Source organism: Actinomadura graeca (genome assembly GCF_019175365.1).
Lineage (GTDB): Bacteria > Actinomycetota > Actinomycetes > Streptosporangiales > Streptosporangiaceae > Spirillospora > Spirillospora graeca.
In genome coordinates, this window is the sequence record NZ_CP059572.1 from 2,041,849 (window position 1) to 2,067,059 (window position 25,211).

Consider the following 25,211-nt stretch of genomic DNA (forward strand, 5'->3'; position numbering starts at 1 on the left):
GGGCCGGCGCCCGCCTCCTCATCGTGAACCGCGCTCTGCTCTGCCGGGGGTGTCACGGATCCCGTCCCATGTCGGCTCGAATCATGTCGATCTCTCGTGCCACGTCGACCACGTCACCGACGACCACGATCGCCGGGGGCCGGACCCCCCCGGCGGCCATCGCGTCGGCCACCGTTCCCAGCGTCGCCGTGAGCGTCCGCTGGCCTGGAAGGGTACCGTCCTGGATCACGGCGACCGGCGTGTCGGACGACCGACCATAGCGTATGAGGGCCGGTGCGATCAGCGCCATCCGTTCGACGGCCATGAGCAGGACGAGCGTGCCGTTCGCGCGTCCGAGGGCCTCCCAGTCCACGGTGGACTCGGCGTGGCCCGGCGGGACGTGCGCGGAGACGACGTGGAACTCCTGCGCGACGCCCCGGTGGGTGACCGGGATCCCGGCGGCCGACGGCACGGCGACGGCGCTGGTGATCCCGGGGACGACCGTCACGGGAATGCCGTGCCGGGCGCAGTGCAGGGCCTCCTCGCCGCCGCGCCCGAACACGAACGGGTCACCGCCCTTGAGCCGGACGACGAACTTGCCCTGCCGCGCCTGCTCGACGAGGTGGTCGTTGATGCGCTCCTGCGTGACGGTCCGGCCGTAGGGGATCTTGGCCGCGTCGATCACCTCGACGTCGTCGGCGAGCTCGTCCAGCAGCGGGCCGGGCGCGAGCCGGTCGGTGACGACGACGTCGGCCATGGCGAGCAGCTGCCGCCCGCGGACGGTGATGAGCCCGGCGTCGCCGGGGCCGCCACCGACGAGGGCGACGCCCGCGGGCTTGCGCCGCGAGTGCCGGGACTCCAGGGCCCCGTCGCGGAGCCCGTCGACCACGGCGTCGCGGATGCCCGCGGCGCGGCGGGGGTCGCCGCCGAGCAGGACCCCGACGGTGACGTCGCCCGCCTGGCCGCTCGCGGGCGTCCACGCGGGGGACGACTCGGCGTCGTCGGCGCGGACGGCCCAGATCCGGGCGGCGTCGGCCTCGGCGACCACGTCCCCGTTGACCTTGGCGTTGTCGGTGACGGCCTGCACGAGCCACGCGCCGGCGCAGTCGCCCCGCCTGTAGGGCCGCCGGTGCCAGCGGACCCGCCCGGCGTCGATCAGCCCCTCCAGCGAGGCGGTGACCTCGGGCGAGACGAGCACGACGTCCGCACCGGCGGCCAGCAGCGCGGGCACGCGGCGCTGGGCGACCCGGCCCCCGCCGACGACGAGGACGCGTCGCCCGCCGAGTCGCAGACCTAGCAGGTACGGGGGCACGTGGTGATTCTCACGATCGGATGATCAAGGCGGCGCGCGGACGCCGGTGACGGACATCTGTCTTCGCGGAACAACGGTACTCGGGTTGGGGAGTTCATGGAGAGGGCCTCTGGCCAGTCGATAGCCGAGCGTGACTCATTCCGTGATCACGTCGTTACCGTCCCCGGATTCCTTGCCGCTGACACCGGCCGAGTCGAACGTGGCCACCTCGTGCAGGACCCGCACCGCCCCCTGGACCAGCGGCAACGCCATCAGCGCGCCCGTCCCCTCGCCCAGCCGGAGCTCCAGGTCGATCAGCGGGCGCAGGCCGAGCGCCGCGAGGGCGGCGGCGTGGCCGGGTTCGGCGGAGCGGTGCCCGGCCACGCAGGCGGCGAGGACGTCGGGGCACAGCGCCGCGGCGGCGAGGGCGGCGGAGCCCGCGATCACCCCGTCCAGGACGACCGGGACGCGCAGCGCCGCCGCACCGAGGACGAAACCGGCGATGGCGGCGTGTTCCAGCCCGCCGACCGCCGCGAGCACCTCCAGCGCCTCTCGCCGGGAGACGGCGGGTGGGGCGCCTGCCTCCGGCGGGTCGCCGGGGAGGAGCCCGTGGAGGGCGAGCGCGGTGCGGACGACCTCGATCTTGCGGGCGTGGGTGGCGTCGTCGATGCCGGTGCCGCGGCCGGTGACCTGCTCGGGCGGCAGCCCGGTGAAGGCGGCGACCAGGGCGGCGGACGCGGTGGTGTTGGCGATCCCCATGTCGCCGGTGACCAGGCAGCGGGCGCCGGCGGAGACCAGGTCGCGGGCCACCTCGATGCCGGTCTCGACGGCGCGGCGGGCCTCGTCCGCGGTCATCGCGGGGCCGCGCGTCATGTCGGCGGTGCCCGCTGCGACCTTGCGCGGCAGGAGGCCGGGCGCCGCGTCCAGCTCGGCGGCGACACCGACGTCGACGACGCTGACCTCGGCCCCGACCTGCGCCGCGAACGCGTTGACGACCGCGCCTCCGGCAAGGAAGTTGGCCACCATCTGCGCGGTGACCTCCTGTGGCCAGGGGGTCACGCCCTGGGCGTGGACGCCGTGGTCGGCGGCGAAGACGGCCACGGCGGCGGGTTCGGGCAGCGGCGGCGGGCACTGGCCGGCCAGCCCGGCGAGCCGCGCGGACACCTCCTCCAGGACGCCGAGGGAGCCCGGCGGCTTGGTGAGGCGGGCCTGGTGGTTGCGGGCGTCCCGGACGGCGGTCGCGTCGGGCGGCCCGATCGCGGCGGCGGTCTGCTCTAGCAGGTTCACGGTGTCCTCCCCGGGCAGCCCACGCCGCCCATACTCCTCTTCGTGCACCGCCCAGGCGAGGGGACGGCGGCGGGCCCAGCCGGTCAGCGCGAGGACCGGCGCGGGCGGGAACGCCGCCACGTGCCCGGCGCACAGGTAGGCGACGATCTCGACGTGCGCGGGGAGGCCCAGCTCGGCGGCCAGCTCCCGTTCGTCGAAGAAGCTCACCCAGCCCACGCCGAGCCCCTCGGCGCGTGCGGCGAGCCACAGGTTCTCGACCGCGCAGGCCACCGAGTAGTGCGCCGTCCGGGGCTGGACGTGGCGTCCGAGCGGGTTCCTTCCGCCCCGGGTGGGGTCGCAGGTGACGACGATGCTGACCGGCGCCTCGCGGATGGCCTCGACCTTGAGCCCGTCGAAGCGGGCGGCGCGCGCGGGCGGCAGCGTGGACGCGTACGAGGCCCGTTGCCGTTCGGCCAGTGCGCGGAGGCGTTCCCGCTTGGCCGCGTCCCGGATGATGAGGAAGTCCCAGGGTTGGGTCAGTCCGACCGATGGGGCCCTGTGGGCGGCCTCCAGGACGCGGGTCAGGACGGAGTGGTCCACGGGCTCGGGTAGGAATCCCTCTCGCATGTCGCGCCGCTCGGCGATGACCCGGTAGACCGCTTCCCGGTCGGGTGTGTCCCAGGGTGGGCTGGACACCGAGTTCGTAGGTGCCGAGCCGCTAGATCCCGAGTTCACCGAGCACCCTCAGGAGCGCGTCGTTGGACGCGCGGTCGCGCACGGCGATCCGCAGCCAGTCCTTTCCGAGGCCGGGGAAGGTGTCCCCCCGCCGGACGGCGTATCCGCGCTGGCGCAGCAGGGCCCGTATGCCCAGGGCGTCCGGCACGCGCAGGCAAAGGAACGACGCACGCGCCTCGGGCACCACGTAGAGGCCGCGTCCGGTGAGCTCGGCCGCCAGCCGGTTCCGTTCGGCGGCCAGCCGGACGGCCCATTCCCCGGCCTCGGCGACGGCGTCCGGGGACGAGCACGCCTCGATCGCCACCAGCGCGGGCGTGGAGACGGCCCAGAGCGGCTGCGCCTCGGCCAGCCGCGCGACCAGCCGGGGATCGGCCAGGACGTATCCGGCGCGCAGCCCGGCGAGCCCCCAGGTCTTGGTGAGGCTGCGGATCACGGCGACCCCGGCGGGAAGGCGCGTGGCCAGGGTCTCCGGCTCGCCGGGGACGCAGTCCATGAACGCCTCGTCGACCACGACGATCCGTTCCGGGGGGTGTGGGGGGTCGCCCCCCCACAAGAGACCGGGCCGTTCCGGCGCGGCGAGCGCGGCGACGGCCGCCGCCGGATGCAGCACGGACGTCGGGTTGGTCGGGTTGCCGATCACGACGAGGTCGGCGTCGGCGGGGACGGCGTCGGGGTCGAGGGTGAAGTCCTTGCCGAGGACGACCCGTTCCACCGCGTGCCCGGCGGCGCGCAGCGCGGCCTCCGGCTCGGTGAACTGGGGATGCACGACGACCGCCCGGCGCGGCTTCAGGACCCGCGCGAGCAGGACGAACGCCTCGGCGGCACCGGAGGTGAGCAGGACCTCCCCGGCGGACCTGCCGTGACGCCGCGCGACGGCCCGGCGGGCGGGGCGCGGGTCGGGGTAGGCGGCCAGGTCGGCGACGGAGGCGCGCAGCCGCTCGGCCAGCCAGGCCGGGGGCGTGCCGGTCCGCACGTTGACGGCGAAGTCGGCGAGGCCGTCGCCGACCTCGGCGTCCCCGTGGTGGCGCAGGTCCACCTCGTCCGGCGTCCCCATCAGCCCGCCGCCTCGTGGTAGAGCAGCGCGTTGACGGCGGCGGCGGCGACCACCGAGCCGCCCTTCTCGGAGACGTTGCTGAGCTGCGGCAGGCCGCTGGCGCGCAGCGCCCGCTTGGCGTCGGACGCGCCGACGAAGCCCACCGGCATGCCGATCACCAGCGCCGGGCGCACCCCGCGCTCGATGATCTCGGCGATGGCCTCGGCCGCGGACCCGACCACCCAGACCGCGCCCGGCCCGACCTCCGCGTACGACAGCCGCACGGCGGCGGCCGAGCGGGTGATGCCCGCGGCGCGGGCCATCCGGGCGGCCGCGGGGTCGGTGGCGTGGCAGAGCGTCTCGCGCGCGCTGATCCCGGCGGCGACCATGCCCTCGTCGGTGACGATCGGAGCGCCGTCCCGCAGCGCGGCCCACCCCTGCCCGAGCGACTCCTCCGAGGTCACCAGGTCCACCGCGTACTCCAGGTCGGCGGTGGCGTGGATGACCCGCTCGGCGACGGCGCGCCAGAGCGGCGGCATCGGCGACAGGTCGACGCGGGAGCGCAGGATCTCATACGACCGGACCTCGATCGGATGGGGCTGGCGTACGGTCACTGAGCCTCCAGGCTGGTCGCGGCGGTCCTCGATGCCGCCGGTCGGTCTGTCGTCGCGCTCGGGCCGCGCCCGCGTCGCGCACCAGGGTTTCACGGCTTGTCGGACATAAGGCGGTTGGACAGGATTTGCCGGACTTGATGCGCCGGGTCCTCGTCCGGGGCTTCGCGCGCCGCGGTGGCGACCGCGGCGGTGGCGTGGGCCGACCGCCGCTTCCGCACGACGAGACGGGCCTGCCCGCCGCCGGGCGCCCGGCCCGCGGGAAGGGCCGCGTGCAGGGCGGCCGCCTCGGCGACGCTGGCGGTGCCCGTCCGCGCGCGGACGGCGTCGGACGGATGCGGCACGCCGACCCGCGCCAGCACGGCCACAGGGTAGGTGACCAGCGGGAGCCCGCGGGAACCGGCGGCGGCGCGCAGCAGCGGCTCGGCGGCCCGTCCGTCGGCGGTGGCGACACAGCGGACCTGCCGCGGCGCGAGGCCCGCCTCGGCGAGGACGAGGTCGATCAGGCCGCCCACCTCGCGGGCGCTCGCCCCGCTCGACGCCCCGACGCCGACGACCGCGGTCTCCGAGGTCTGGACGGCCTGCGAGGACTCCGCGGACCGCGAGGTCACCGCGGCCTGCGAGGACTCCGCGGCCGACTCGTCATCCTGTGCTCCGCTCATGGGAGGCGGCCCTCGATCGGGACCGTCTCCGTCGGGCGGGCGGTCCTCGGCGCGCGCGGCACGGGGACGGTTCCGCCCCGCCGCGCCCAGACGGCGACCACGGAACCGCCCGAGGCCGCGGCGGGGGCGAGCGGCGTCACCTGGAGCCGGACGGCACCGGCGGTGAAGCCCTGCTCCGTGAGGACGTCGAGGATGGCCCGCGCCTCCTCGGCGGCCGCGAGGACGACCATCCGGCTCAGGGTCTCCGCCGCGTGCACGGCGAGGGCGGCCGACATCTCCTGGCCACCGTGCCGGGCGAACACGGCGTCGGGTCCGGGAAGGTGCTCCAGGACGGAATGCCCGTGGCCGGGCGCGATCTCGCCGGGCGCGATCTCGCCTCGCGCCACCGCCACCCGCACGCCGTGCGCGCGGACGTTCCGCCGTATGCGCTCGCACGCCGTCTCTTCGCTTTCGACGGCGACCACGGCCGCTCCGAAGCGGGCGCACTCGATGCCCACAGAGCCATCGCCCGAACCGACGTCCCAGACCATGTCGCCTAGGCGCGGCCCCAGGCGGGCCAGCACGAACGCCCGGATTTCGGGTGCCAGGGCGGAGCCGCCGAACGCCTCGTGGGGCAGGGCCCATCCGGGCGGGCCCAGGAGGGCACCGGAGATCCAGCCCGTCTTGTCGGGGGGACGGCGCTCGTCCAGGACGAGGACCACGTCCGGATCGTTCCACGGACGGGTGGTGGCCTCGGCCGGACGGACGTGCACGACGCGTTCCCGGGGCCCGTCCAGGTCCTCGCAGACCACGAACGAGCGCGGGGTCTGCGGGAACAGCGCGCGCGCCAGTTCCGCCGGGCCCGCGCCAGGGCTCGTCAGCACGGCCACCTTGGGATGGGCGCGGCAGACGTTCACCGCCCGCCGGAACTCGTCCACCGACACGACGAGCGCGCCGTCCCGGGACAGCCCTGCCCGCGCGAAGGCCAGCTCCGCCAGGGACGAGCGGATCATCGCGCCATCCGGCCGAACATGCCGACCATGCGCCGCCCCGTGGAGTCGACCAGCACGGCCTGCGCGGCGATCGGGCTCGTGTCCGTCCCGGCGGCCTCGGCGGCGTGGCGCTCCAGCTCGCCGGCGACGCGGCGGCACAGCTCGCGCCCGCACGGCCCGAGCCTCCCGGCCGCCTCCCACAGCTCGTAGGCGCGCAGCGCGGTGGGCGCCCCCGCGACCTCGTCGGCCAGGGCCCGCCCGCCGTCCATGTCCAGGGTGATCGCCTCCAGGACGCCACCGTCCCCGGCGGCCGCGGCCAGCTCGTCCATCCCGGCGATCAGCACGACCTGCGCGAGGCCGTGCTCGACGGCGGCCCGCAGCTCCCGCAGGTCGACGGGCGCGAAGCAGACGGCCGGAAGTTTCGGCAGCATCGCGCGCGCCGTCTCGTCCGCGCCCTTCCCGTACATCACCAGGGTCGTCCCGCCCTGCGCCGCGATGCGCGACGCCGCGTCCGGCGCGATCATGCCCGCCCCTCCCCGCGGTCGTGGGCGACGAGCCCGCAGGAGGGGATCCCCGGCTGCGGATCGGTCGCGATCATGCTGAAGACCACCATGTCCTCGTGGGCGCCGCCGGGGCCGACCTCCGCTCCCCGCGCCACCCCTTCGCGGTGGTACCCGGCCTTCTCCGCCACGCGGATCGACGCGTGGTTGGAGACCAGGGCGCGCAGTTCCACCCGGAAAAGCCCGCACTCGCGCAGCGCCCATCGGGAGACCAGGGAGAGCGCCTCCGTCGCGTATCCGTGCCCGCGCGCGCTTGGCCGCATCCCGTAGCCGACCTCGCAGGTGAGCTGCTTCCAGTCGGTTCGGAAAAGCCCGATGGTGCCGATGAGACGCTCGTTGGGCCGGTCCGTGACGGCCAGGTGGATCCCCACGCCGAGCCGCTGGACGTTGTGGACGCCCTCCCGGAGGAACCACGCCAGCGGCTGCGCCTCCAGCCGGTTCGGGAAGTTGGGCGGGAGGAAGTCCTCCCCGGCGCGGATGACCTCGATCACGTCGGCCGCGTCGTCCAGGTCGAACGGGCGCAGGACGAGCCGCTCGCCCTCCAGGCGCACGCTCCCCTCGAAGGCGTTCACACGCGCTCCCCTCCGCAGGCGGCGACCAGCCTGCCCGCGAGCCAGGGCGCCCCCGCCCAGTGCAGGTGCAGGTAGGACGCGACGCACCCGCCCTTCACGAAACCTTCCGGACCCGACGTGGACCATTGCCACGCCGCCTGCCACGGCCGCCCGGCGCCATGACCCGGTTCCGTCACCGTGCGATGGAACTCATGGCCGCGCAGCCTCTCCCCCGTGCGGGCGACGACCGAATCGGCCACCGCCACCGCGGCACGATAGCCCAGCGTCAGCCGCGGGGCCATGGTCGCCTTGACGCCGTCCAGGACGGCGCACATCGGCGCGCCGTCCAGCTCCTGCGCGAGATAGAGGAGACCTGCGCATTCGGCGTACACGGGACGCGACGCCTTCGCGAAGTCGCCGATCTCCATGCGCAGCGGCTCGTTCGCCGACAGCTCAGACGCGTACACCTCGGGGAACCCGCCGCCGATGACGACGCCACGCGTCCCTTCGGGGAGGGCCTCGTCGCGCAGCGGATCGAACCGGACGACCTCCGCGCCCGCCGCGTCCAGCAGTTCCTCGTTCTCCATGTAGCCGAACGTGAACGCCGGGCCGCCCGCGACCGCGATGCGCGGCCTCTCCCCGGGGGTCGCGTTCCCCGCTTCCGCCACCGCCTCCGCCGGGTCCCACGGCGCGGCCGTCAGCGCGGGCGCGGTGCGGGCCAGCGCCAGGACGGCGTCCAGGTCGCAGGACGAGGCCACCAGCGCGCCCAGCCGCCGCACGGCGTCCACCGCGTCCGCGTGACGCTCGGCGGCGGGCACGAGGCCCAGGTGGCGGGACGGCGTCGCCGCGTCCTCACGGCGGCGCAGCGCGCCCAGCACCGGCAGCCCCAGCTCCTCCACGGCGTCGCGGCACATGCGCTCGTGCCCGTCCGAGCCCAGCCGGTTGAGGATCACCCCGGCGACGCGGGCCGTGCCGAACGAGCGGAAACCGTGGACGAGCGCCGCCACGGACCGTCCCGCCGCCGCCGACGCGTCGACGACGAGCACGACCGGGGCGTCCAGGAGCGTCGCGACGTGCGCGGTGGAGGCCGGGTCCCCGCCGCCCAGGGAACCGGACGCGCCGAGACCCGGCATCCCCGGACCGGTCGCTCCGTCGTACATGCCCATGACGCCCTCGACGACGGCGACGTCCGCGCCCGCGGCGCCATGCAGGAACAGCGGGACGACGAGCTCCTCGGACGTCATCCACGGGTCGAGGTTGCGTCCCGGGCGGCCCGTCGCCAGCGCGTGGTAGCCCGGGTCGATGTAGTCCGGGCCGACCTTGTGCGGCGAGACCTCCAGCCCGCGGGCGGCGAACGCGGCCATCAGCCCGGTCGCCACGGTCGTCTTCCCGCTCCCCGACGAGGGCGCGGCGACGACGAGCCGCGGGACGCTCACCACTCGATGCCCTTCTGGCCCTTCTGCCCGCGGTCCATCGGATGCCGCACCTTGCCCATCTCGGTGACGAGGTCGGCCGCCTCCACCAGCCGCGGGTCGGCGTCCCGCCCGGTGATCACGACGTGCTGGTTGCCGGGCCGGTCCCGCAGCGCGGCGACGACGTCCCCGACGTCCACCCAGCCCCACTTCATCGGGTAGGTGAACTCGTCCAGGACGTACAGGCGGTAGGTCTCGGCGGCGAGGTCCCGCTTGATCTGCTCCCAGCCCTCGCGGGCGTCCGCCTCGTGGTCGGCCTCGGTGCCGGGCCGCTGGATCCACGACCAGCCCTCGCCCATCTTGGCCCAGGACACCGGCCCGCCCTCGCCGGTCTCGGCGTGCAGGCGGCCGAGCGCGAGCAGCGCGTTCTCCTCGCCGATGCGCCACTTGGCGGACTTGACGAACTGGAACACCCCGATCGGCCAGCCCTGGTTCCAGGCGCGCAGCGCGAGCCCGAAGGCGGCGGTCGACTTCCCCTTGCCGGGACCGGTGTGCACCATCACCAGCGGCCGGTTGCGGCGCTCCCGGGTGGTGAGCCCGTCGCTCGGCACGTACTCCGGCTTGCCCTGCGGCATCTCAGTCCCCGTCCTTCCACCAGGCCATGCGGGTCATGCGGGTCATGCGGGTCATGCGGGTCATGCGGGTCGGGCGCGACGCGCGCCCCGGGCGGCCGAGGCGGCTCACGCGACGGTCCGCGCGTCCCGGACGACCCCGGCGAGCGAGTCGGCGCCCAGCCGGTCGAGCCGGACGACCTCCGCGCCCAGCCGCGCGCCCAGCGCGGCCGCCAGGCCGAGCCGCACCGGCCCGGACTCGCAGTCGACGACCACCGACGCGACGCCGGAGAGCAGCCCGGCCGCGCGCGCCGGATCGGGCCCGTGCGTGGCGCGGCCGTCGGTGACCACGACCAGCAGCGGACGGCGGGCGGGGTCGCGCAGCCGCTCGACCCGCAGCACCTCGGCGGCGCGCACCAGCCCGGCCGACAGCGGGGTCCGCCCGCCGGTCGGCAGCCGCTCCAGGCGCCGCGCCCCGGCCTCCACCGACGACGTCGGCGGCAGCGCCACCGCCGCGTCCGAGCCCCGGAACGTGATGAGCCCGACCTTGTCGCGGCGCTGGTAGGCGTCCAGCAGCAGGCTGAGCACCGCTCCCTTGACCGCGCGCATCCGCTTGCGTGCGGCCATCGACCCGCTCGCGTCCACGACGAACAGCACGAGGTTGCCTTCACGCCCGTCCCGGACGGTCTCCCGCAGGTCACCCGGGACCACGATCAGCCCGGCGCCGACCCGCCCGCGCGCGCTCTGGTACGGGGCGGCGGCGCGCAGCGTGGCGGTCAGGTGCAGCCCGCGCGCGCCCGGACGGGCACCCGACACGCGTCCGTGCGGGCTGCGTGCCTTGGAGCGGCGCCCGGGGGCACCCGCGCCCACGCCGGGCACGGTGAACAGCCGTGGCTTGTAGGCGGCGTCGGCGGGAGCGGTCTCGTCCTGCGCCGCCTGCCCTCGCCCGCTCTCCGCGGACGGCTCCGGCGGGCCGGAGCGCTCCGCGCCGTCCTGCGGGCCCGTCGCACCTTCGTCCGCCGCGCCTCCGCCCGGCCCGCCGTCGGGGGGCCCGGGGTCGTCGTCGGGCGGTTCCGGCCCCCGGTCGTCCCCGTCTTCCGGCTCCGGCCCGTGATCCTGCTCCCGGTCCGGTTCGGCGTGCTCGTCGAGGACCTCGTCGAGTCTCTGCCGGTCGAGGCCCGGCGCGTCGAACGGGTCGCGGCGCCGCCGGTGCGGCAGGGCCAGCCGCGCCGCGGTGCGCACGTCCTCGGACGTGACCGCGGGCCGCCCGTGCCAGGCGGCCAGGGCGATGGCCGCGCGCGCCGTGACCAGGTCGGCGCGCAGCCCGTCCACCTCGAACGAGGCGCACACCGCCGTGATCTGGCGGACCGCGGCGTCGGTCAGCTCGACGCCGGGCAGCCGGTCCCGCGCCGCGGCGATCCGCGCGGCCAGCGCCGCCTCGTCCCCGGCCCAGCCCGCGGCGAACGCCGCCGGGTCGTCCTCGAACCGCAGCCGCCGCCGGACGACCTCGGCGCGCTCCCCGGGGTCGCGGGTCGCGGCGACCTCGACGGTCAGCCCGAACCGGTCGAGGAGCTGCGGGCGCAGCTCGCCCTCCTCCGGGTTCATCGTCCCCACCAGCAGGAACCGCGCCGCGTGCCGGACCGACACGCCCTCCCGCTCGACGTACGACTCGCCCATCGCCGCCGCGTCCAGGAGCAGGTCGACGAGGTGGTCGTGCAGGAGGTTGACCTCGTCGACGTACAGCACGCCGCGGTGCGCCGCGGCGAGCAGGCCCGGTTCGAACGCCCGCACGCCCTCGGTCAGGGCGCGCTCGATGTCCAGCGACCCGGTGAGGCGGTCCTCCGACGCGCCGACCGGCAGCTCCACGAGCCGCGCGGCCCGCTCCGCCGCCGCGTCCGCCCGTCCCGCGTCCGGCTGGGGGCCGGGGACGCCGTGCGGGCCGTCGGGGCAGGACGGGTCGGGCGCGTGCGGGTCGCAGGAGAAGCGGCAGCCGGGGACGACCGCGACCGGCGGCAGCAGCGCCGCCAGGGCCCGGACGATCGTCGACTTCGCGGTGCCCTTCTCGCCGCGCACCAGCACGCCGCCCACGCCCGGCGAGACGGCGTTGACCAGCAGCGCCAGCTTGAGGTCGTCCATCCCGACGACGGCGGAGAAGGGGTAGCGCGCGGTCCCCCCGCGTTCCCTCGGCCCGTCGGTGCCCGTCGGCGCATCAGGGGGCATGCCTCGTCCTTTCCTCGGGTGTCCACGCCCGTGGCGGTTCCTGTCCGACGGCCGGAGTCTCCTGGCTCCCGGATCCCCGCTCCCCCTCGGCCTTCCAGCCGGCCCGTGCGGGCCCGCCGTGGCGCGAGCGAGGGAGAGCTCCCCTGGTCACAGTTGCGGGACAGCCCCGGATTCGCACCGGGTTCCTCCGCTTCCGTCGCAGGCACAGGATCGCACACCCGCCGCCGTCGCGCCCCCCGCCCCCGGGCGCGCCCCCGAGGCACCGGGACGCGGCGGGACGTCAGGACGCGGCGAGGGGCGGCCCCGCCGGGACGCGCACCGGCACGGCGAACCAGACGGCCTTGCCGTGGACGGGAGCCCCCGTCCGCGACCGGGCCCGCAGCATGCCCCAGCGTCCTCCGGACAGCTCCCGGACGATGCTGAGCCCGCGCCCGCAGTCGCCCGACGTCCAGGAATAGCCCGGAAGCCCCGCGTCGGCGAAGGCGTCGAAGACCGCGCAGCGCGCCTCCCCGGCGCCGTCGTCGCACGGATCGAACCACAGCTCGTGGGGGCTGTGGTCGCACGCGTGCTGGTGGGCGTTGGTGGCCAGCTCGCTGACCATCAGCTGGGCGTCGGCGATGACGTCCCTGGACGCCCGCAGCGCGGTGAGCGCCTCGGCGAGGGCGCGCCGGGCGTATCCGGCGCAACCCGGCCCTCCGGGCAGGGGCCAGACCCGGCCGGGTCTGATCCTGCCGCCGAGCAGCGCCCGGCGGGGCGGCACCACACGCGCGGCGTCGGTGATGTCAGGCGAGGTCTTCACGGGTCCTCCCGGGGTGGCGCGCTCGTGCGCGCTCCTGCGTCGTCGATTACTTTCAGTCCCCGAGTCGTCACAGATTCAAGCGTCTCGTGAGATTCTCACCTTCGCAACCGCCTTGCCGAGATTGCTCTGTCCCCGCGCGGGGTTGGCCATTCGCGTTGTGGGGCGGCGCCAGAGTGAGGAGACTCCACTGCCATGACCTACCGCCCTACGGTCCGCGGCCGCCGGCTGGCCCGGGAACTGCGCAAGCTTCGCGAGGAGCAGGGGCTGACCCTGCAGGAGGTAGCGGACCGGCTCGACTGGTCCCGGGCCACCGTGTCCCGGCTGGAGACGAGCCAGACCCGGCCGCGTCCCGGCGACATCGCCGACATCCTCGACCTGTACGGCGTCCCGAGCCCGGCGCGGGACGCGCTCATCACCCTGGCCCGGCAGGCCGGGCAGCGCGGCTGGTGGACGGCCTACCAGGACGTGTTCACCGGAAGCTACGTCGCGCTGGAGGACGAGGCGTCCCACATCCGCACGTGGGACCCGCAGCTGATCCACGGGCTGCTGCAGATCGAGCCGTACTCCCGCGCGGTGATCACCTCGGGCCGGCTGCTGCCGAGCCCGGAGGAGATCGAGCGCAGGATCGCCGCGCGCAAGATCCGGCAGGCGCTGCTGGACCGGGAGAGCGCGCCGCGGCTGCACGTGGTGTTCGACGAGTCGGTGCTGCACCGCCACATCGGCGGCCGGGAGGTGATGCGCGCGCAGCTGGACGCGCTCAACCTGGCCGTGAAGACCCGCCCATCCGTGACGATTCAGGTACTTCCCTATACCGCACAGGCACATGCCGGACTTGACGGACGTTTCACCATATTGTCGTATCCGAACCCCGCTGACCCCGATATCGCCTACGTAGAGGGCACCATGGGTGACGTTTACCTTGAGAGTGCCGAGGAAATAGCAAAACATAGGGACCGCTTCGATCGGATCGAGGCGGCCGCCCTGTCCCCCGAGGATTCCGCGCACCTCATCGCCGAGGCAGCAAGGAGCAGCCCGTGATCAACCTGCAGCGCGCACTCAGCGGAGCCACGTGGCGCACGTCGTCCCATAGCGGAAGTGGCGACCAGTGCGTCGAGGTGGCCCCCCTTTCCAGTGATCTGCACGCTGTGCGCGACTCGAAAGACCCCGGCGGCCCGGCTCTGGTGCTGACGCCGGACGCCTGGCGGACGCTCCTGGCATCGATCAGGGAGGTCTGACACCCGCGACACACGATCCGGGGGCCGCGGCACATGCCGCGGCCCCCGGGCCTCCACCGGAATTGTCACGATCTTTCCAATTGTCAGGCTCTGTCCATCTGGACCATTTCCGGGTTCCTTTCCAGGCCGCGCCCATCCGCGCGCCCCATCGGCGCCCATCTGCGCCGCCCATCGGCGTCCGCCCGCGTGCAAGGGCGGCCGGAATCGCGGCGGGCACGGCTTAGGCTCGCGGTGTCGACAACCGGAGGGTGCATCGTGACCGCGGAACTCAAGCTCGGCATCAACGTCGGCTACTGGCATCGCGACCCCGACGACCAGACCGAGACCGTCCTCGCCGCCGAACGGTGCGGCTATGACTCGGTGTTCACCGCCGAGGCGTACGGCTCGGACGTGTTCACCCCGCTGACCTGGTACGCCGCCCGCACGTCCCGCATCAGGCTCGGCACCGCCGTGGCGCAGATGTCGGCGCGGACCCCCACCGCGACCGCCATGCACGCCCTCACGCTCGACGCGCTCTCCGGCGGGCGCGTGATCCTCGGGCTCGGCGCGTCCGGCCCGCAGGTCGTGGAGGGCTGGTACGGCCGCCCGTTCCCGAAGCCGCTCGCCCGCACCCGCGAGTACCTCGACATCGTCCGCCAGGTCTGGCGGCGCGAGGGCCCGGTCACCAGCGACGGCCCGCACTACCCGCTGCCGTTCCCCGGCGGGACCGGCCTGGGCAAGCCGCTGAAGTCGATCGCGCACCCGGTCCGCCCGGACATCCCCGTCTACCTCGGCGCGGAGGGGCCGAAGAACGTCGCGCTGTCCGCCGAGATCGCCCAGGGCTGGCTGCCGCTGTTCGTCGACCCCGCACAGATCGAGCCGGTCTTCGGGGCGTCCCTCGCCGGGCGCCCGGACGGCTTCGAGATCGCCGCGACCGTCGCCACGATCGTCACCGACGACCTGCCCGCCGCGCTGGAGTTCGCGAAGATCCCGCTGGCGTTCTACATCGGCGGGATGGGCGCCCGCGACCGCAACTTCCACCTCGACATGATCGGCCGGCTGGGCTACGCCGAGCCCGCGCGGCGTGTCCAGGAGCTCTTCCTGGACGGCCGGCGCGCCGAGGCGATCACCGCCGTGCCGGACGAGCTGGCCGACTCGGTCTCCCTCCTCGGCCCGATCGGGCGGATCAAGGAACGGCTCCAGCTCTGGCGCGACAGCCCCGTCACCACCGTCCTCGTCGCCGGGGTCCGGGACGAGCCGACCCTGCGCGCGCTCAAGGGCCTGGTGGACGCCTGACGACCCCGGACGTGCCCGATCGCACACCGCGCGATGGAATGGGAGGTACGGCGGGGGCGCTGCATCCAACGGCCCCGAGAGACCGATCAGAGACTGGAGATGGGCACACGATGTCCGCTCGGCACGACACGTCCGCACAGCAGGACGCCGCCCGGCTGCTCGTCAGGACCCTGGAGGCGGAGGGCGTCGAGTACGTCTTCGGCATTCCGGGCGAGGAGAACATCCACTTCGTCCACGCGCTGAACGACTCCCCCATCCGCTACGTCCTCGTCCGGCACGAGCAGGGCGCGGCGTTCATGGCCGAGATCTACGGGCGGCTGACGGGCCGGGCGGGGGTGGCGTCGGCGACGCTCGGCCCCGGGGCGATCAACCTCCAGCTCGGCGTCGCCGACGCGACCACCAACAGCACGCCCGTCGTCGCGATCTCCGCGCAGGTCGGGCTGGACCGCATCTACAAGGAGTCGCACCAGGTCATCGACCTGGTGTCGCTGTTCCGGCCGATCACCAAGTGGTCGGAGCTGGCGCCGACGGCCGAGGCGCTGCCCGAGATGGTCCGCAAGGCGTTCAAGACGGCGCAGACCGAGCGGCCGGGCGCGGTGTACCTGGCGATCCCCGAGGACGTGGAGTCGGCGAAGGTCTCCGCGGACCTCGGCCCGCTGCCGGTCAACGTCGTCCGGCCGCAGGAGCCGTCGCCCTCGCAGATCGCCCGCGCGGCGGACGTGATCGCGCTCGCCGGGCAGCCGATCGTGCTGGCCGGGCACGGCGCCGCGCGCGCCGGGGCGAGCCAGGCGCTCGTGCACTTCGCCGAGCGGCTCGGCCTGCCGGTCGCGACCACGTTCAACGGCAAGGGCGTGTTCCCCGACGACCACCGCCACGCGCTCGGTGCCGTCGGGTTCATGCGCCACGACTACGTGAACTTCGGGTTCGACGAGGCGGACGTGCTGATCGCCGTCGGCTACGAGCTCCAGGAGTTCGACCCCGTCAAGATCAACCCGAACGCGGACAAGAAGATCATCCATATCCACCAGTTCCCGGCCGAGGTCGACGACCACTATCCGGTCGAGGTCGGCATCCAGGGCGACGTCTCCCGCTCGCTGCGCGCGCTCGCCGACGCCGTCCACCGCCGCTTCGACGTCAACGGGACGGGCCGGACGATCCGCCGGATGATCGCCGAGGAGCTGGCCGAGGGCGCCGTCGAGGACGGCCACCCGATCTCGCCCCGCCGCATCGTGGCCGACATCCGTGCCGCGATGGGACGCGACGATATCGTTCTCGCCGACACCGGCGCCGTGAAAATGTGGATGGCGCGCCTGTACCCGACGTACGAGCCGAACACGCTGCTGGTGTCGAACGGGCTGTCGTCGATGGGGTTCGCGGTGCCGGGCGCCATCGCGGCCAAGCTCGCCCGCCCGGACCGCAAGGTCCTCGCCGCGACGGGCGACGGCGCGTTCCTGATGAACTCCCAGGAGCTGGAGACCGCCGTCCGCGAGAACGTCCCGATCACCGTGCTGGTCTGGGACGACTCGGCGTACGGGCTGATCGAATGGAAGATGGACCTCGACCTCGGGACCAGCTCCAACATCGGCTTCGGCAACCCCGACTTCGTCCGGTACGCGGAGAGCTTCGGCGCGCGCGGGTACCGCGTCGGCTCCGCGGACGAGCTGCTGCCCACCTTGCGCAAGGCGCTCGCCGACGACGCGGTGTCGGTCGTCGCCGTGCCGGTCGACTACTCCCACAACCTCCGGCTCACCGACAAGCTGGGCGACCTCACCGGCCCGTTCTGACGGCCGTCCCGCCGGACACGTGGAGGGACGGCGCGGATCGGGTGCCATGGGACGCCGGTCAGAGACCGGTGGGCACCGGGCCTTGGGCGCGCCAGACCGTCCCGCGGCGCTCATGGGCGAACAGCTCCTCGACGGCGTGCGCGATCCGCGGGCCCACCTCGCGTTCCAGCAGGTAGAGCCCGAGGTCGAGCCCGGAGGTGACACCGGCGGAGGTGACGAGGCCGCCGTCGTCGACGACGCGGGCGTTCACCGCCTCGGCACCGGCGGCGCCGAGGAGTTCCAGCCCGAGGTGGTGGGTGGTGGCGGGACGCCCTTCCAGCAGCCCTGCCATGGCGAGGAGGAGCGAGCCGCCGCACACGGCGGCGACCGTCACGTCCGGGTCGTCCATCGCCTCTTTCAGCAGCGCGGGCAGGCCGGTGGCCAGGGCACGGCCCAGCAGCACGGGTATGGACTCGTCCCGCGGCCGTTCCCCGGCCCCGGCGTCGTTCCCGGACACCTCGTGGGGCTCGCCGACGCGGCCGGAGGCTCCGGGCACCAGGATCAGATCCGCGTGCCCGGGATCGAGGGCGGCGGTCGCCCTCAGCGCGAGCCCGCCGGTTCCGCCGACCACCTCGCGCGGCCCTTCGGCGGACACCAGTTCCACGCTCACCGCGCCGGACGCGGCGCCGCCGCAGTGCAGCACCTCGAAGGGGGCGATGACATCGAGCGGATCGAACCCGTCGAACAGGACGATCTGGACATGCATGACGGCTCCTTCGGCAGCGGCGGACCCGGCCGGCGCCAGGCTCACGGCCGAGGCTAGGCGGGACTCCCCTCAACCCCCAGTGGCAATAGCGACAGCATTCAACGGATTAGTGCCACAGGAGATTCGAGACGTTGAACTGCGCGGATGTGCGGATTCCAGGTCTTCTCGGCGGTGACCCGATGTCGGCGGAGATGTAGATTCCGGCCATGCACACCGTGGCCGTCCTCGCGCTGGACCAGGTGATCCCGTTCGACCTGTCCACGCCGATCGAGGTCTTCACGCGCACCCGCCTTCCGGACGGCCGCCCCGGCTACCAGATCCGCGTGTGCGCCGAGCACCCGGAGACCGACGCCGGCGCCTTCGTCCTGCGCGCGCCCTGGGGACTGGACGGGCTCCAAGGGGCGGACACCATCATCGTCCCCGGCACCGCCGCCGCCACGGCACCGCTCCCCCCGCCCGTGCGCGACGCGCTGCGGACCGCGGCGGAAGGCGGCACGCGTATCGCGTCCATCTGCTCGGGCACGTTCCCCCTGGCGGCGACGGGCCTGCTCGACGGTCTCCGGGTGACGACGCACTGGAACGCCACGGACCTCCTTGCCGCCGCCCATCCCGGGCTCGACGTCGATCCCGGCGTCCTCTACGTCGACAACGGCCAGTTCCTCACCTCGGCCGGTGCCGCCGCGGGCCTGGACCTGTGCCTGCACATGATCCGCCGCGACTACGGCTCGGCCGTCGCCGCCGACGCCGCCCGCCTGTCGGTCATGCCCCTCGAACGCGAGGGCGGGCAGGCGCAGTTCATCGTCCACGACCGCGTCCCCGCGCCGCGCGGTTCCGCCCTCGAACCGCTGCTCATCTGGCTTCAGGACGACCTGGGCCGCGATCTCTCCCTCGCCGACATCGCCGCCCAGGCCGGGACCAGCACCCGGACACTGATCCGCCGGTTCCGCGAGCAGACCGGCACCACCCCGCTCCAGTGGCTGCACCGCGCCCGCGTCCGCCAGGCGCAGCACCTGCTGGAGACCACGGAGCACTCCGTCGAGCGCATCGCCGCCCAGGTCGGCTTCGGCTCCGCCACCGCCTTCCGCGACCGCTTCAAGAAGACCACCGGCGTCAGCCCCCAGCTCTACCGCCGCGCCTTCGGCCGGCCGGCCGCGCGGAACGAGGAGGCCCGGGCGACGGTCAGCGGCGGCAGATGATCTCGCCGTGGGTGACGGCGTACCAGCCGTCGTCCGCGGCGGCCCACGCCTTCCACCCCTCGTAGATCCGCTGGAGGCCGTCGCGGGTGGCGTGGCCTCCGGCGACGGCCTTGTCCGCCAGGGAGGAGCGGACCAGCCGCCCGCCCCACGACTCGCTCCACCACTCCCGCTCTTCGGGTGTGGAGTAGCACCAGCTCGACGCGGACGCGGTCACGTCGGCGAACCCGGCCTCGCGCGCCCAGGAGACCAGGCGGCGCCCCGCGTCGGGCTCGCCTCCGTTGGCGCGCGCCACGTTGTAGTAGACGGGCAGCCAGGAATCCATTCCGGACGGGTTCGGATACCAGACCATGCCGCCGAAGTCGGCGTCGCGCGCCGCGACGATCCCGCCGGGCCGGGTGACCCGCCGCATCTCGCGCAGCGCCTGCACGGGGTCGGCGACGTGCTGCAGGACCTGGTGGGCGTGGACGACGTCGAACGTCCCGTCCGGGAAGTCCAGCGCGTGGACGTCGGCGACCGCGAACGCGACGTTGCCGAGGCCCTCGGCGTTATTACGGGCCTCGTCCAGGACGATCTCGGCGGCGTCCACGGCGGTGACCTGCCCGGGGGCGACGCGCCGGGCCAGCCCGGCGGTGATCGTGCCCGGCCCGCAGCCGACGTCCAGCAGCGACAGCCCGGGCCGGAGATGCGCGGTCAGGTAGGCGGCGGAGTTCTCGACCGTCCGCCACTGGTGCGAGCTCAGCACGCTCTTGTGGTGGCCGTGGGTGTACGACGCGTTCGCGCTCATGGGATCACCTCTCGTGCGGTGTCCCCACCCTACGTCGATTCTCAAATACCGAGAAGTGGGTCTCATTATATGAGATCACCTGGTTTGCGGCCCTACCCCGGACATGGAACGAGGCCGGGGCGCCCCGCCCCGGCCTCGTCCGCCGCTCGTCCGCGCTAGGCGGCCAGTGCCACGCGCCGTCCGGAGACGTGCACGGGCACGGGCATCGGGCTCTGGACGGGAAGCGCCTCGACGAGGGCGAGCGCCGGGGCGGGCGCGGTCTCGGCGTAGGCGTTCAGGGCCGCATGGGACAACTCGGTGAGCCACGGCTGCACCACGGTCCGCTCGGCGGGCCCGTCGAGCCGTGTACGGGAGAGATGGAATGTGCCGGTCGCTTCGCTCACTGCCAACACCCCTTCCTTGCCGGTGGGCCGCGGCTGTGCGGAAGCCACCGGTTGCCACATACCCACGAATACGTGTGTACACGCCACCTGGTTCGACCCGTGTTCCCGGTGGTCTCCGAGATCACAGCCTTAAGTTACGCACCATCACCGACATTTCTCGAACGTGTTTTCGGCGGGATGGACCGGTCCCGGCGCTAGTCGGGGCGGGGCGCGGGCTCGCGGGTGACCGAGCGCAGGAGCGGGCGGCTGAGCGCGCCCGCGCCGAGGACGCCCCCGAAGCCGAGGACGACGGACACCGCGAGCGTCACCAGACCCGACGAGCCGCTCCCGGTGGCGAACGGCGAGGCGAGGAACAGGCCCGTCAGCACCGAGCCGCCGCCCATCACCGCGAGCGGGATCAGCGTCTCCTGGCGGCGGGCGCGGTCGAGCACCGGCAGCGGCGTGCCCGCGAGCCGCAGCATCGCGTACGCCTGCCTGCGGTCCAGGACCGCGGACGCGCCGGTGATCCCCGCGCTCGTGACGGCGATGAGGAACGAGACGGCGAGCACGATGAGCGCGCCCGTCCGCAGGTCGGCGACCAGCACGTCGCCGTTCACCTCCTCGTCGGCGGGGGTGGTGGCGACCCGGCCGGGGACGGCGCCGGCCAGCGCGGTCCGGGCCCGGTCGAGCGCGGCGGCGCCGCCGGGCACGGCGGCCGTCACGATCACGTTGCGCGTCACGGTGCCGTGCTCGGCCAGGGGATCGTCCTCGGTCACGGTCTCCTTCACCGTGATCCGGGCGTCCATCCCGGCGAGTCTGTCCTTCACCCGGGCGACGGCGGTGGCGGACCCCGCCTGCGGGAGCGTCAGCCGCAGCGCGTCCCGGTCGCCGGGCGCGGTGACGGAGGGCGGCGCCCCCAGCAGGGCGAGGAAGCCCGCGACGAACCCGCTGAGCGCGACACCGGCGACCGTCCGCCAGGCGGCGCGCGGATCGTCCAGCAGGCGGCGCCCGGCCAGCAGCCGCGCCGGGGTGCGCGCGGTGCCGGCGGCGACCCGCCCGATCAGCGCGACCACCCACGGCCCGGCGAGGTTGAGCGCGAGGAACGCCAGCGCCAGGAAGACCAGCAGGATCACCAGGGCCGCCCGGCCGAAGGCGGTCAGGCCGCCGCCCACCGCGCCGAACGCGATCAGGACGGCGGCGAGGGCGCCGAGCCGGACGGCCCGCGTCGCCGGGGGCGTCTCGCGGCGGGCGACGCCGAGCGGGCCGACGATCACGCGGCGCAGCCCGGCGACCGCGCTGACGCCGACGAGGACGGGCACCCCCGCGAGGACGGCGGCGGACGCGAGCGGCCCGGGCCACAGGTCGCCGGTGAACCACGTGCCGCCCTGGATCGTGATCCGCGCGAGCGCCGGCATCGCCGCCGCGTACAGCAGCAGGCCCGCCACCGCGCCCGCCACCGCCGTCAGCACGGCCTCGGCGGTGGTGATCGCCACGACCTGGCCGGGCGTCGCGCCGACGAGCCGCAGCGCCGCGAGCCGGCCGTCGCGGCGCGCCACGGTGAGCCGGGCGGCCGCGCCGCCGAACACCAGCAGCGGGACGGCCATCAGCACCGACGCCACCGCCATCAGCGACAGGTAGGCGACCGCGAGCGGGGACGCGCCGGTCGGGAACCGGGCGATCGGGGTGGGCCCGGCGGTGGTCTCCCGCGCCTCGGAGGCGCCGCGGGGCGCCGTCACGGCCGGGTCGCGGGCGTCGCGTCCGATCACGATGACGAGCTCGCCGGGGTGGACGAGCGCCCGGCGCCCGAGCGTCCCGGCGGGCGCGGGGAACCGCCCGGCGAGCCGGTCGGCGGGGAGGTCCCGCATCAGGCGGGCGAGCGCGGGCGACGCCCACGACTCGCCCGGCCTCGGGAAACGCGGCATACCCGGTGGCACCGGCGCCGTGCCGTTCAGCGCGGCCAGGTCGATCACCGAGATCGGCCGGCCCCGGACGTAGTCGGTCGACAGGGCCTCGATCGCCGCCGGTGACGCGGCGGCACCGTCCGGGTGGCGCCAGGCGTCGGCGTGGGCGCGCTGGAGGAAGGCGTGGTTGGCGCCCACCGCGAACAGGAGCAGCCCGGTGGAGACGGCGACGGCGGCGAGCGTGAGCAGCGCGCCGAGCAGGGTGCGGCGCCCGCCGCCGCGCAGCAGGAGCCAGGCCAGGGCGAGCGCGGCGGGCATCAGGGCGTTTTCCGGACGGGTGGCGCGGCGGGACGGGCCGCCGCGGCGAGGACGCGCCCGTCGCGGACCTCGACGACCCGGTCGCACCAGCCCGCCACGGCCGGGTCGTGGGTGACGACGATCAGCGAGGCGCCGTTGTGCGCGGTGGCTTCCACGAGCAGCCGCATGGTGTCGTGGCCGGTCGCCTGGTCGAGCGCGCCGGTCGGCTCGTCCGCGAACACGACGGCGGGACCGGGCGCGAGCGCCCGGGCGAGGGCGACGCGCTGGGCCTGGCCGCCGGACAGCTCCCCCGGCCGCCGGTGCTCCAGCCCGGCGAGTCCGAGCGGCCCGAACCACGACCGCGCCGCCCGCACCGCCGCGCGCGGGGGCGTCCCGTCCAGCATGAGCGGCAGCGCGACGTTCTCCTCGGCGGGCAGTTCGGGCAGCAACTGCCCGAACTGGAAGAGGAACCCGAAACGGGACCGCCGCAGCGCGCTGCGGCGGCGCTCGCCGAGCGTGTCGATCCGCCGGCCGAGCAGGTGCACCTCCCCCGCGTCCGGGCGCATGATCCCGGCGAGGCAGTGCAGGAGGGTCGATTTGCCGGACCCGCTCGGGCCCATGATCGCGACGGACTCGGCGCGCCCGACCGCGAGGTCCACGCCGTCCAGCGCGACGGCGGGCCCGAAGTGCTTGACCAGGCCGCGGCCGGACAGGACGGTCACCGGCGGCTCCGCACGGAATCGGTGATCTCACGGGCGGGCAGCACGATCCCGCCATAGACGACGAAGGCGACGAACGCCAGGAACACGGGTGCGTAGATGAGGTACATGCCTCCAGCGTGCGGCGGGCGGCCCCCCGGCGGCATCGGGCTCGGGGCCACACCCGGGGCCGCGGGATCAGCCGAACGGTCGATCCCCGGCATCGGCCTCGGGTCGTAGCCTTCATGTCCATGAACGACCCGGGGGCCAGGCTGGACCGCATCCACTCCGTGGGCGGCTGCCTCGTGCGCGCCTCTTACGGGGCGTTCGCGGGCCTGTACCTGCTGGCCTGCCTGATCGGCATGCCGAAGGACGCCGTCGACCTCTGGATGGTCCTGCTGGCCGCCGTCGCCAACATCGGCGCGGTGACCGTCCGGCGGCCGCTCACGTGGGCGGCGTCCGCGGCGGTGCTGTCGGCGCTCAGCACCCTGTACCTCGGGACGGCCGTCCACCCCGACCTGGGCAGCCCCAGCGTGTTCGCCGAGCTCGGCGGGCTGCTCATCATGATCGCGCGGGTGGCGTGGAAGGCCCCCCGCGACCGGCTCGCCGCGGTCACGGCGCTGCTCGGCGCGGCGGTGCTGGTCCTCCCGCTGCGCTGGGCGGTGGTCGGCGCGGTGCTGTTCTCCGCGCCGCTCGGCCTGTGCGTGGCGCTCGCGGCCGGCACCGGGATCTACCTGCGCGCGGTGGACGCCCGGCGGTCCCGGTCCCTGGCCGCCGCGCGCCGCGACGAGCGGCTGGAGCTGGCCCGCGACCTGCACGACTTCGTCGCCCACCACGTGACGGGAATCGTCGTCCAGGCGCAGGCGGCGCGGTTCACCGCCCGGTCGGGCTCGGCGCAGACCCACGACCAGCTCGACACGATGTTCGCGGGCATCGAGCAGGCCGGCACCGAGGCTCTGACCTCGATGCGCCGGATGGTGGGCCTGCTGCGCGACGCCCAGTACGCCGACGCGCGAGACGGGGACGCACGCGGCGGGGACGGGCGGGGCGGGGACGCACGGGGCGGCACCGCGGCCGGCGACCGCGGCTCGTCCACCCGCCCGGTCGGGGACCTCGCGCAGCTGCGGCGGCTCGTGGACGGGTTCACCCACCCCCCGGCCACCCTGTCCCTCGCGTCCGACCTCGGCGCCCTGCCCCCCGAGGTCGCGACGTCGGTGCACCGCGTGGTCCAGGAGGCGCTGACCAACGTCCGCAAGCACGCCGCCGACGCCACCGCCGTGCGGGTGACGGTCGCGCGGCTCGGCGACGGGTCGGTCGAGGCGGCCGTCCGCGACGACGGGCAGGGACGCGGGCGGCGGCTGCCGTCCGGCGGGTTCGGGCTGTCCGGGCTGGCCGAGCGGGTGGACGCGCTGGGCGGGCGGCTGCGGGCGGGCCCCCGGCCGGAGGGCGGCTGGGAGGTCCTCGCGGTCCTTCCCGTCCCGGGCCCCCGCGGGGCCTGAGAGAATCGGGGCGTGACCATCCGCGTACTGATCGCCGACGACCAGGAGATGGTCCGGACCGGGTTCCGGATGATCGTCGACTCGCAACCCGACATGGAGGTCGTCGGCGAGGCCGCCGACGGCGCCGAGGCCGTCGAGCAGGCCCGCCGGCTCCGCCCCGACGTGTGCCTGTTCGACATCCGGATGCCGAAGATGGACGGCGTGGAGGCGACCCGGCTGCTCGCCGGCCCGTCCGTCGACGACCCGCTCCGCGTCGTGATCGTCACCACCTTCGACATGGACGAGTACGTGTACGGGGCGCTGCGCGGCGGCGCGGTCGGGTTCCTGCTCAAGGACAGCGGGCCCGCGCTGCTGGTCGAGGCGGTGCGCGCCGCCGCGAACGGGGAGGCGCTGGTGTCGCCGTCCATCACCGTCCGGCTGCTGGAGCAGCTGGCGGCGCCCGCCGCGCGCACGGCCGCGCAGCCGCGCGAGCCGCTCACCGAACGGGAGCTTGAGGTCGTCCGGCTCGTCGCGCGCGGGCGGACGAACGACGAGATCGCGGGCGAGCTGTTCGTGTCGCTGTCCACCGTCAAGACGCATCTGGGCAGCGTGCACCGCAAGCTGGGCACCCGGAACCGCGCCGAGACGGCGGCGTGGGCGTGGGAGTCGGGTCTCATGGGCTGAGGCCCGCAGGACGGGGCGGGGACACGGCGGGACCGGGCAAGCACACCGCGGGACGGCACGACGAAGGGGAC

Annotated in this window: 24 protein-coding genes and 1 riboswitch; of the genes, 7 read left to right on the plus strand and 17 right to left on the minus strand. The window is 74.9% G+C overall.

The genetic code is table 11. From position 1 onward, the window contains the following. Nucleotides 1–52: 52 nt before the first annotated feature. The 12 genes from cobA to AGRA3207_RS09415 all read right to left on the minus strand — a co-directional run bounded on the left by cobA (nucleotide 53) and on the right by AGRA3207_RS09415 (nucleotide 12,701). Nucleotides 53–1,291 (minus strand): uroporphyrinogen-III C-methyltransferase, encoded by a 1,239-nt coding sequence (gene cobA, locus AGRA3207_RS09360; protein WP_231334172.1) that lies wholly within the window; start codon nucleotides 1,289–1,291, stop codon nucleotides 53–55. Nucleotides 1,292–1,426: 135 nt separating this feature from the next. Beyond that, entirely contained in the window at nucleotides 1,427–3,232 is a 1,806-nt protein-coding gene (gene cobT / locus AGRA3207_RS09365) for a nicotinate-nucleotide--dimethylbenzimidazole phosphoribosyltransferase (RefSeq protein ID WP_231334173.1), read from the minus strand. 22 nt (nucleotides 3,233–3,254) lie between these two features. Continuing rightward, complete coding sequence (gene cobC, locus AGRA3207_RS09370; RefSeq protein ID WP_231334174.1) at nucleotides 3,255–4,325, minus strand: Rv2231c family histidinol phosphate aminotransferase CobC; 1,071 nt, start codon at nucleotides 4,323–4,325, stop codon at nucleotides 3,255–3,257. Continuing rightward, nucleotides 4,325–4,918, minus strand: a complete 594-nt coding sequence (locus tag AGRA3207_RS09375) for a precorrin-8X methylmutase (protein WP_231334175.1) — start codon at nucleotides 4,916–4,918, stop codon at nucleotides 4,325–4,327. The genes cobC and AGRA3207_RS09375 overlap by 1 nt, the downstream gene beginning before the upstream one ends. Nucleotides 4,919–5,007: 89 nt before the next feature. Then, entirely contained in the window at nucleotides 5,008–5,577 is a 570-nt protein-coding gene (locus tag AGRA3207_RS09380; RefSeq protein WP_231334176.1) for a cobalamin biosynthesis protein, read from the minus strand. Further along, nucleotides 5,574–6,569, minus strand: coding sequence for a cobalamin biosynthesis bifunctional protein CbiET (locus AGRA3207_RS09385; RefSeq protein ID WP_231334177.1), 996 nt, complete (start codon nucleotides 6,567–6,569; stop codon nucleotides 5,574–5,576). The genes AGRA3207_RS09380 and AGRA3207_RS09385 overlap by 4 nt, the downstream gene beginning before the upstream one ends. Next, nucleotides 6,566–7,072, minus strand: coding sequence for a hypothetical protein (locus tag AGRA3207_RS09390; RefSeq protein ID WP_231334178.1), 507 nt, complete (start codon nucleotides 7,070–7,072; stop codon nucleotides 6,566–6,568). The genes AGRA3207_RS09385 and AGRA3207_RS09390 overlap by 4 nt, the downstream gene beginning before the upstream one ends. After that, on the minus strand, nucleotides 7,069–7,680 hold the full coding sequence (locus tag AGRA3207_RS09395) for a GNAT family N-acetyltransferase (protein WP_231334179.1): 612 nt from the start codon (nucleotides 7,678–7,680) through the stop codon (nucleotides 7,069–7,071). The genes AGRA3207_RS09390 and AGRA3207_RS09395 overlap by 4 nt, the downstream gene beginning before the upstream one ends. Next, the gene (locus AGRA3207_RS09400) at nucleotides 7,677–9,098 is read right to left on the minus strand and encodes a cobyrinic acid a,c-diamide synthase CobB (protein WP_231334180.1); all 1,422 of its coding nucleotides are present in this window, start codon (nucleotides 9,096–9,098) and stop codon (nucleotides 7,677–7,679) included. Before AGRA3207_RS09400 ends, AGRA3207_RS09395 begins: the two co-directional genes overlap by 4 nt. Next, the gene (cobO, locus tag AGRA3207_RS09405; protein ID WP_231334181.1) at nucleotides 9,092–9,706 is read right to left on the minus strand and encodes a cob(I)yrinic acid a,c-diamide adenosyltransferase; all 615 of its coding nucleotides are present in this window, start codon (nucleotides 9,704–9,706) and stop codon (nucleotides 9,092–9,094) included. Before cobO ends, AGRA3207_RS09400 begins: the two co-directional genes overlap by 7 nt. A gap of 105 nt (nucleotides 9,707–9,811) precedes the next feature. After that, nucleotides 9,812–11,902, minus strand: coding sequence for a putative cobaltochelatase (locus AGRA3207_RS09410; RefSeq protein WP_231334182.1), 2,091 nt, complete (start codon nucleotides 11,900–11,902; stop codon nucleotides 9,812–9,814). A 55-nt stretch (nucleotides 11,903–11,957) separates the two neighbouring features. Next, nucleotides 11,958–12,089: riboswitch (cobalamin riboswitch) on the minus strand. A gap of 93 nt (nucleotides 12,090–12,182) precedes the next feature. Next, on the minus strand, nucleotides 12,183–12,701 hold the full coding sequence (locus tag AGRA3207_RS09415) for an ATP-binding protein (RefSeq protein ID WP_231334183.1): 519 nt from the start codon (nucleotides 12,699–12,701) through the stop codon (nucleotides 12,183–12,185). Between the two features lie 192 nt (nucleotides 12,702–12,893). Between AGRA3207_RS09415 and AGRA3207_RS09420 the strand changes: the two genes are divergently transcribed. From AGRA3207_RS09420 to AGRA3207_RS09435, 4 genes are all read left to right on the plus strand, one after another. Further along, nucleotides 12,894–13,739, plus strand: a complete 846-nt coding sequence (locus AGRA3207_RS09420; protein ID WP_231334184.1) for a helix-turn-helix domain-containing protein — start codon at nucleotides 12,894–12,896, stop codon at nucleotides 13,737–13,739. Further along, the gene (locus tag AGRA3207_RS09425; protein ID WP_231334185.1) at nucleotides 13,736–13,936 is read left to right on the plus strand and encodes a DUF397 domain-containing protein; all 201 of its coding nucleotides are present in this window, start codon (nucleotides 13,736–13,738) and stop codon (nucleotides 13,934–13,936) included. Before AGRA3207_RS09420 ends, AGRA3207_RS09425 begins: the two co-directional genes overlap by 4 nt. A 255-nt stretch (nucleotides 13,937–14,191) precedes the next feature. Next, complete coding sequence (locus AGRA3207_RS09430; protein ID WP_231334186.1) at nucleotides 14,192–15,211, plus strand: LLM class F420-dependent oxidoreductase; 1,020 nt, start codon at nucleotides 14,192–14,194, stop codon at nucleotides 15,209–15,211. Nucleotides 15,212–15,321: 110 nt separating this feature from the next. After that, nucleotides 15,322–16,995: an acetolactate synthase large subunit gene (locus AGRA3207_RS09435; protein WP_231334187.1), complete on the plus strand. Its 1,674-nt coding sequence runs from the start codon at nucleotides 15,322–15,324 to the stop codon at nucleotides 16,993–16,995. Nucleotides 16,996–17,053: 58 nt separating this feature from the next. On the opposite strand, the gene AGRA3207_RS09440 is transcribed toward AGRA3207_RS09435, so the two are convergent. After that, the gene (locus AGRA3207_RS09440) at nucleotides 17,054–17,740 is read right to left on the minus strand and encodes a DJ-1/PfpI family protein (RefSeq protein WP_231334188.1); all 687 of its coding nucleotides are present in this window, start codon (nucleotides 17,738–17,740) and stop codon (nucleotides 17,054–17,056) included. Between the two features lie 206 nt (nucleotides 17,741–17,946). Between AGRA3207_RS09440 and AGRA3207_RS09445 the strand changes: the two genes are divergently transcribed. Further along, complete coding sequence (locus tag AGRA3207_RS09445; protein WP_231334189.1) at nucleotides 17,947–18,936, plus strand: GlxA family transcriptional regulator; 990 nt, start codon at nucleotides 17,947–17,949, stop codon at nucleotides 18,934–18,936. On the opposite strand, the gene AGRA3207_RS09450 is transcribed toward AGRA3207_RS09445, so the two are convergent. The 4 genes from AGRA3207_RS09450 to AGRA3207_RS09465 all read right to left on the minus strand — a co-directional run bounded on the left by AGRA3207_RS09450 (nucleotide 18,920) and on the right by AGRA3207_RS09465 (nucleotide 23,002). Then, the gene (locus tag AGRA3207_RS09450) at nucleotides 18,920–19,720 is read right to left on the minus strand and encodes a methyltransferase domain-containing protein (RefSeq protein ID WP_231334190.1); all 801 of its coding nucleotides are present in this window, start codon (nucleotides 19,718–19,720) and stop codon (nucleotides 18,920–18,922) included. The two genes, AGRA3207_RS09445 and AGRA3207_RS09450, sit on opposite strands and share 17 nt — an antisense overlap. 155 nt (nucleotides 19,721–19,875) lie before the next feature. Continuing rightward, nucleotides 19,876–20,103, minus strand: coding sequence for a hypothetical protein (locus AGRA3207_RS09455; protein WP_231334191.1), 228 nt, complete (start codon nucleotides 20,101–20,103; stop codon nucleotides 19,876–19,878). Nucleotides 20,104–20,297: 194 nt separating this feature from the next. Next, nucleotides 20,298–22,301, minus strand: a complete 2,004-nt coding sequence (locus AGRA3207_RS09460; protein ID WP_231334192.1) for an ABC transporter permease — start codon at nucleotides 22,299–22,301, stop codon at nucleotides 20,298–20,300. Next, nucleotides 22,301–23,002, minus strand: coding sequence for an ABC transporter ATP-binding protein (locus AGRA3207_RS09465; RefSeq protein WP_338028265.1), 702 nt, complete (start codon nucleotides 23,000–23,002; stop codon nucleotides 22,301–22,303). The genes AGRA3207_RS09460 and AGRA3207_RS09465 overlap by 1 nt, the downstream gene beginning before the upstream one ends. Before the next feature lie 227 nt (nucleotides 23,003–23,229). Between AGRA3207_RS09465 and AGRA3207_RS09470 the strand changes: the two genes are divergently transcribed. Both AGRA3207_RS09470 and AGRA3207_RS09475 read left to right on the plus strand, forming a co-directional pair. Beyond that, nucleotides 23,230–24,477, plus strand: coding sequence for a sensor histidine kinase (locus tag AGRA3207_RS09470; protein ID WP_231334193.1), 1,248 nt, complete (start codon nucleotides 23,230–23,232; stop codon nucleotides 24,475–24,477). 12 nt (nucleotides 24,478–24,489) lie between these two features. After that, complete coding sequence (locus tag AGRA3207_RS09475) at nucleotides 24,490–25,140, plus strand: response regulator (RefSeq protein WP_231334194.1); 651 nt, start codon at nucleotides 24,490–24,492, stop codon at nucleotides 25,138–25,140. Nucleotides 25,141–25,211: the final 71 nt, after the last annotated feature.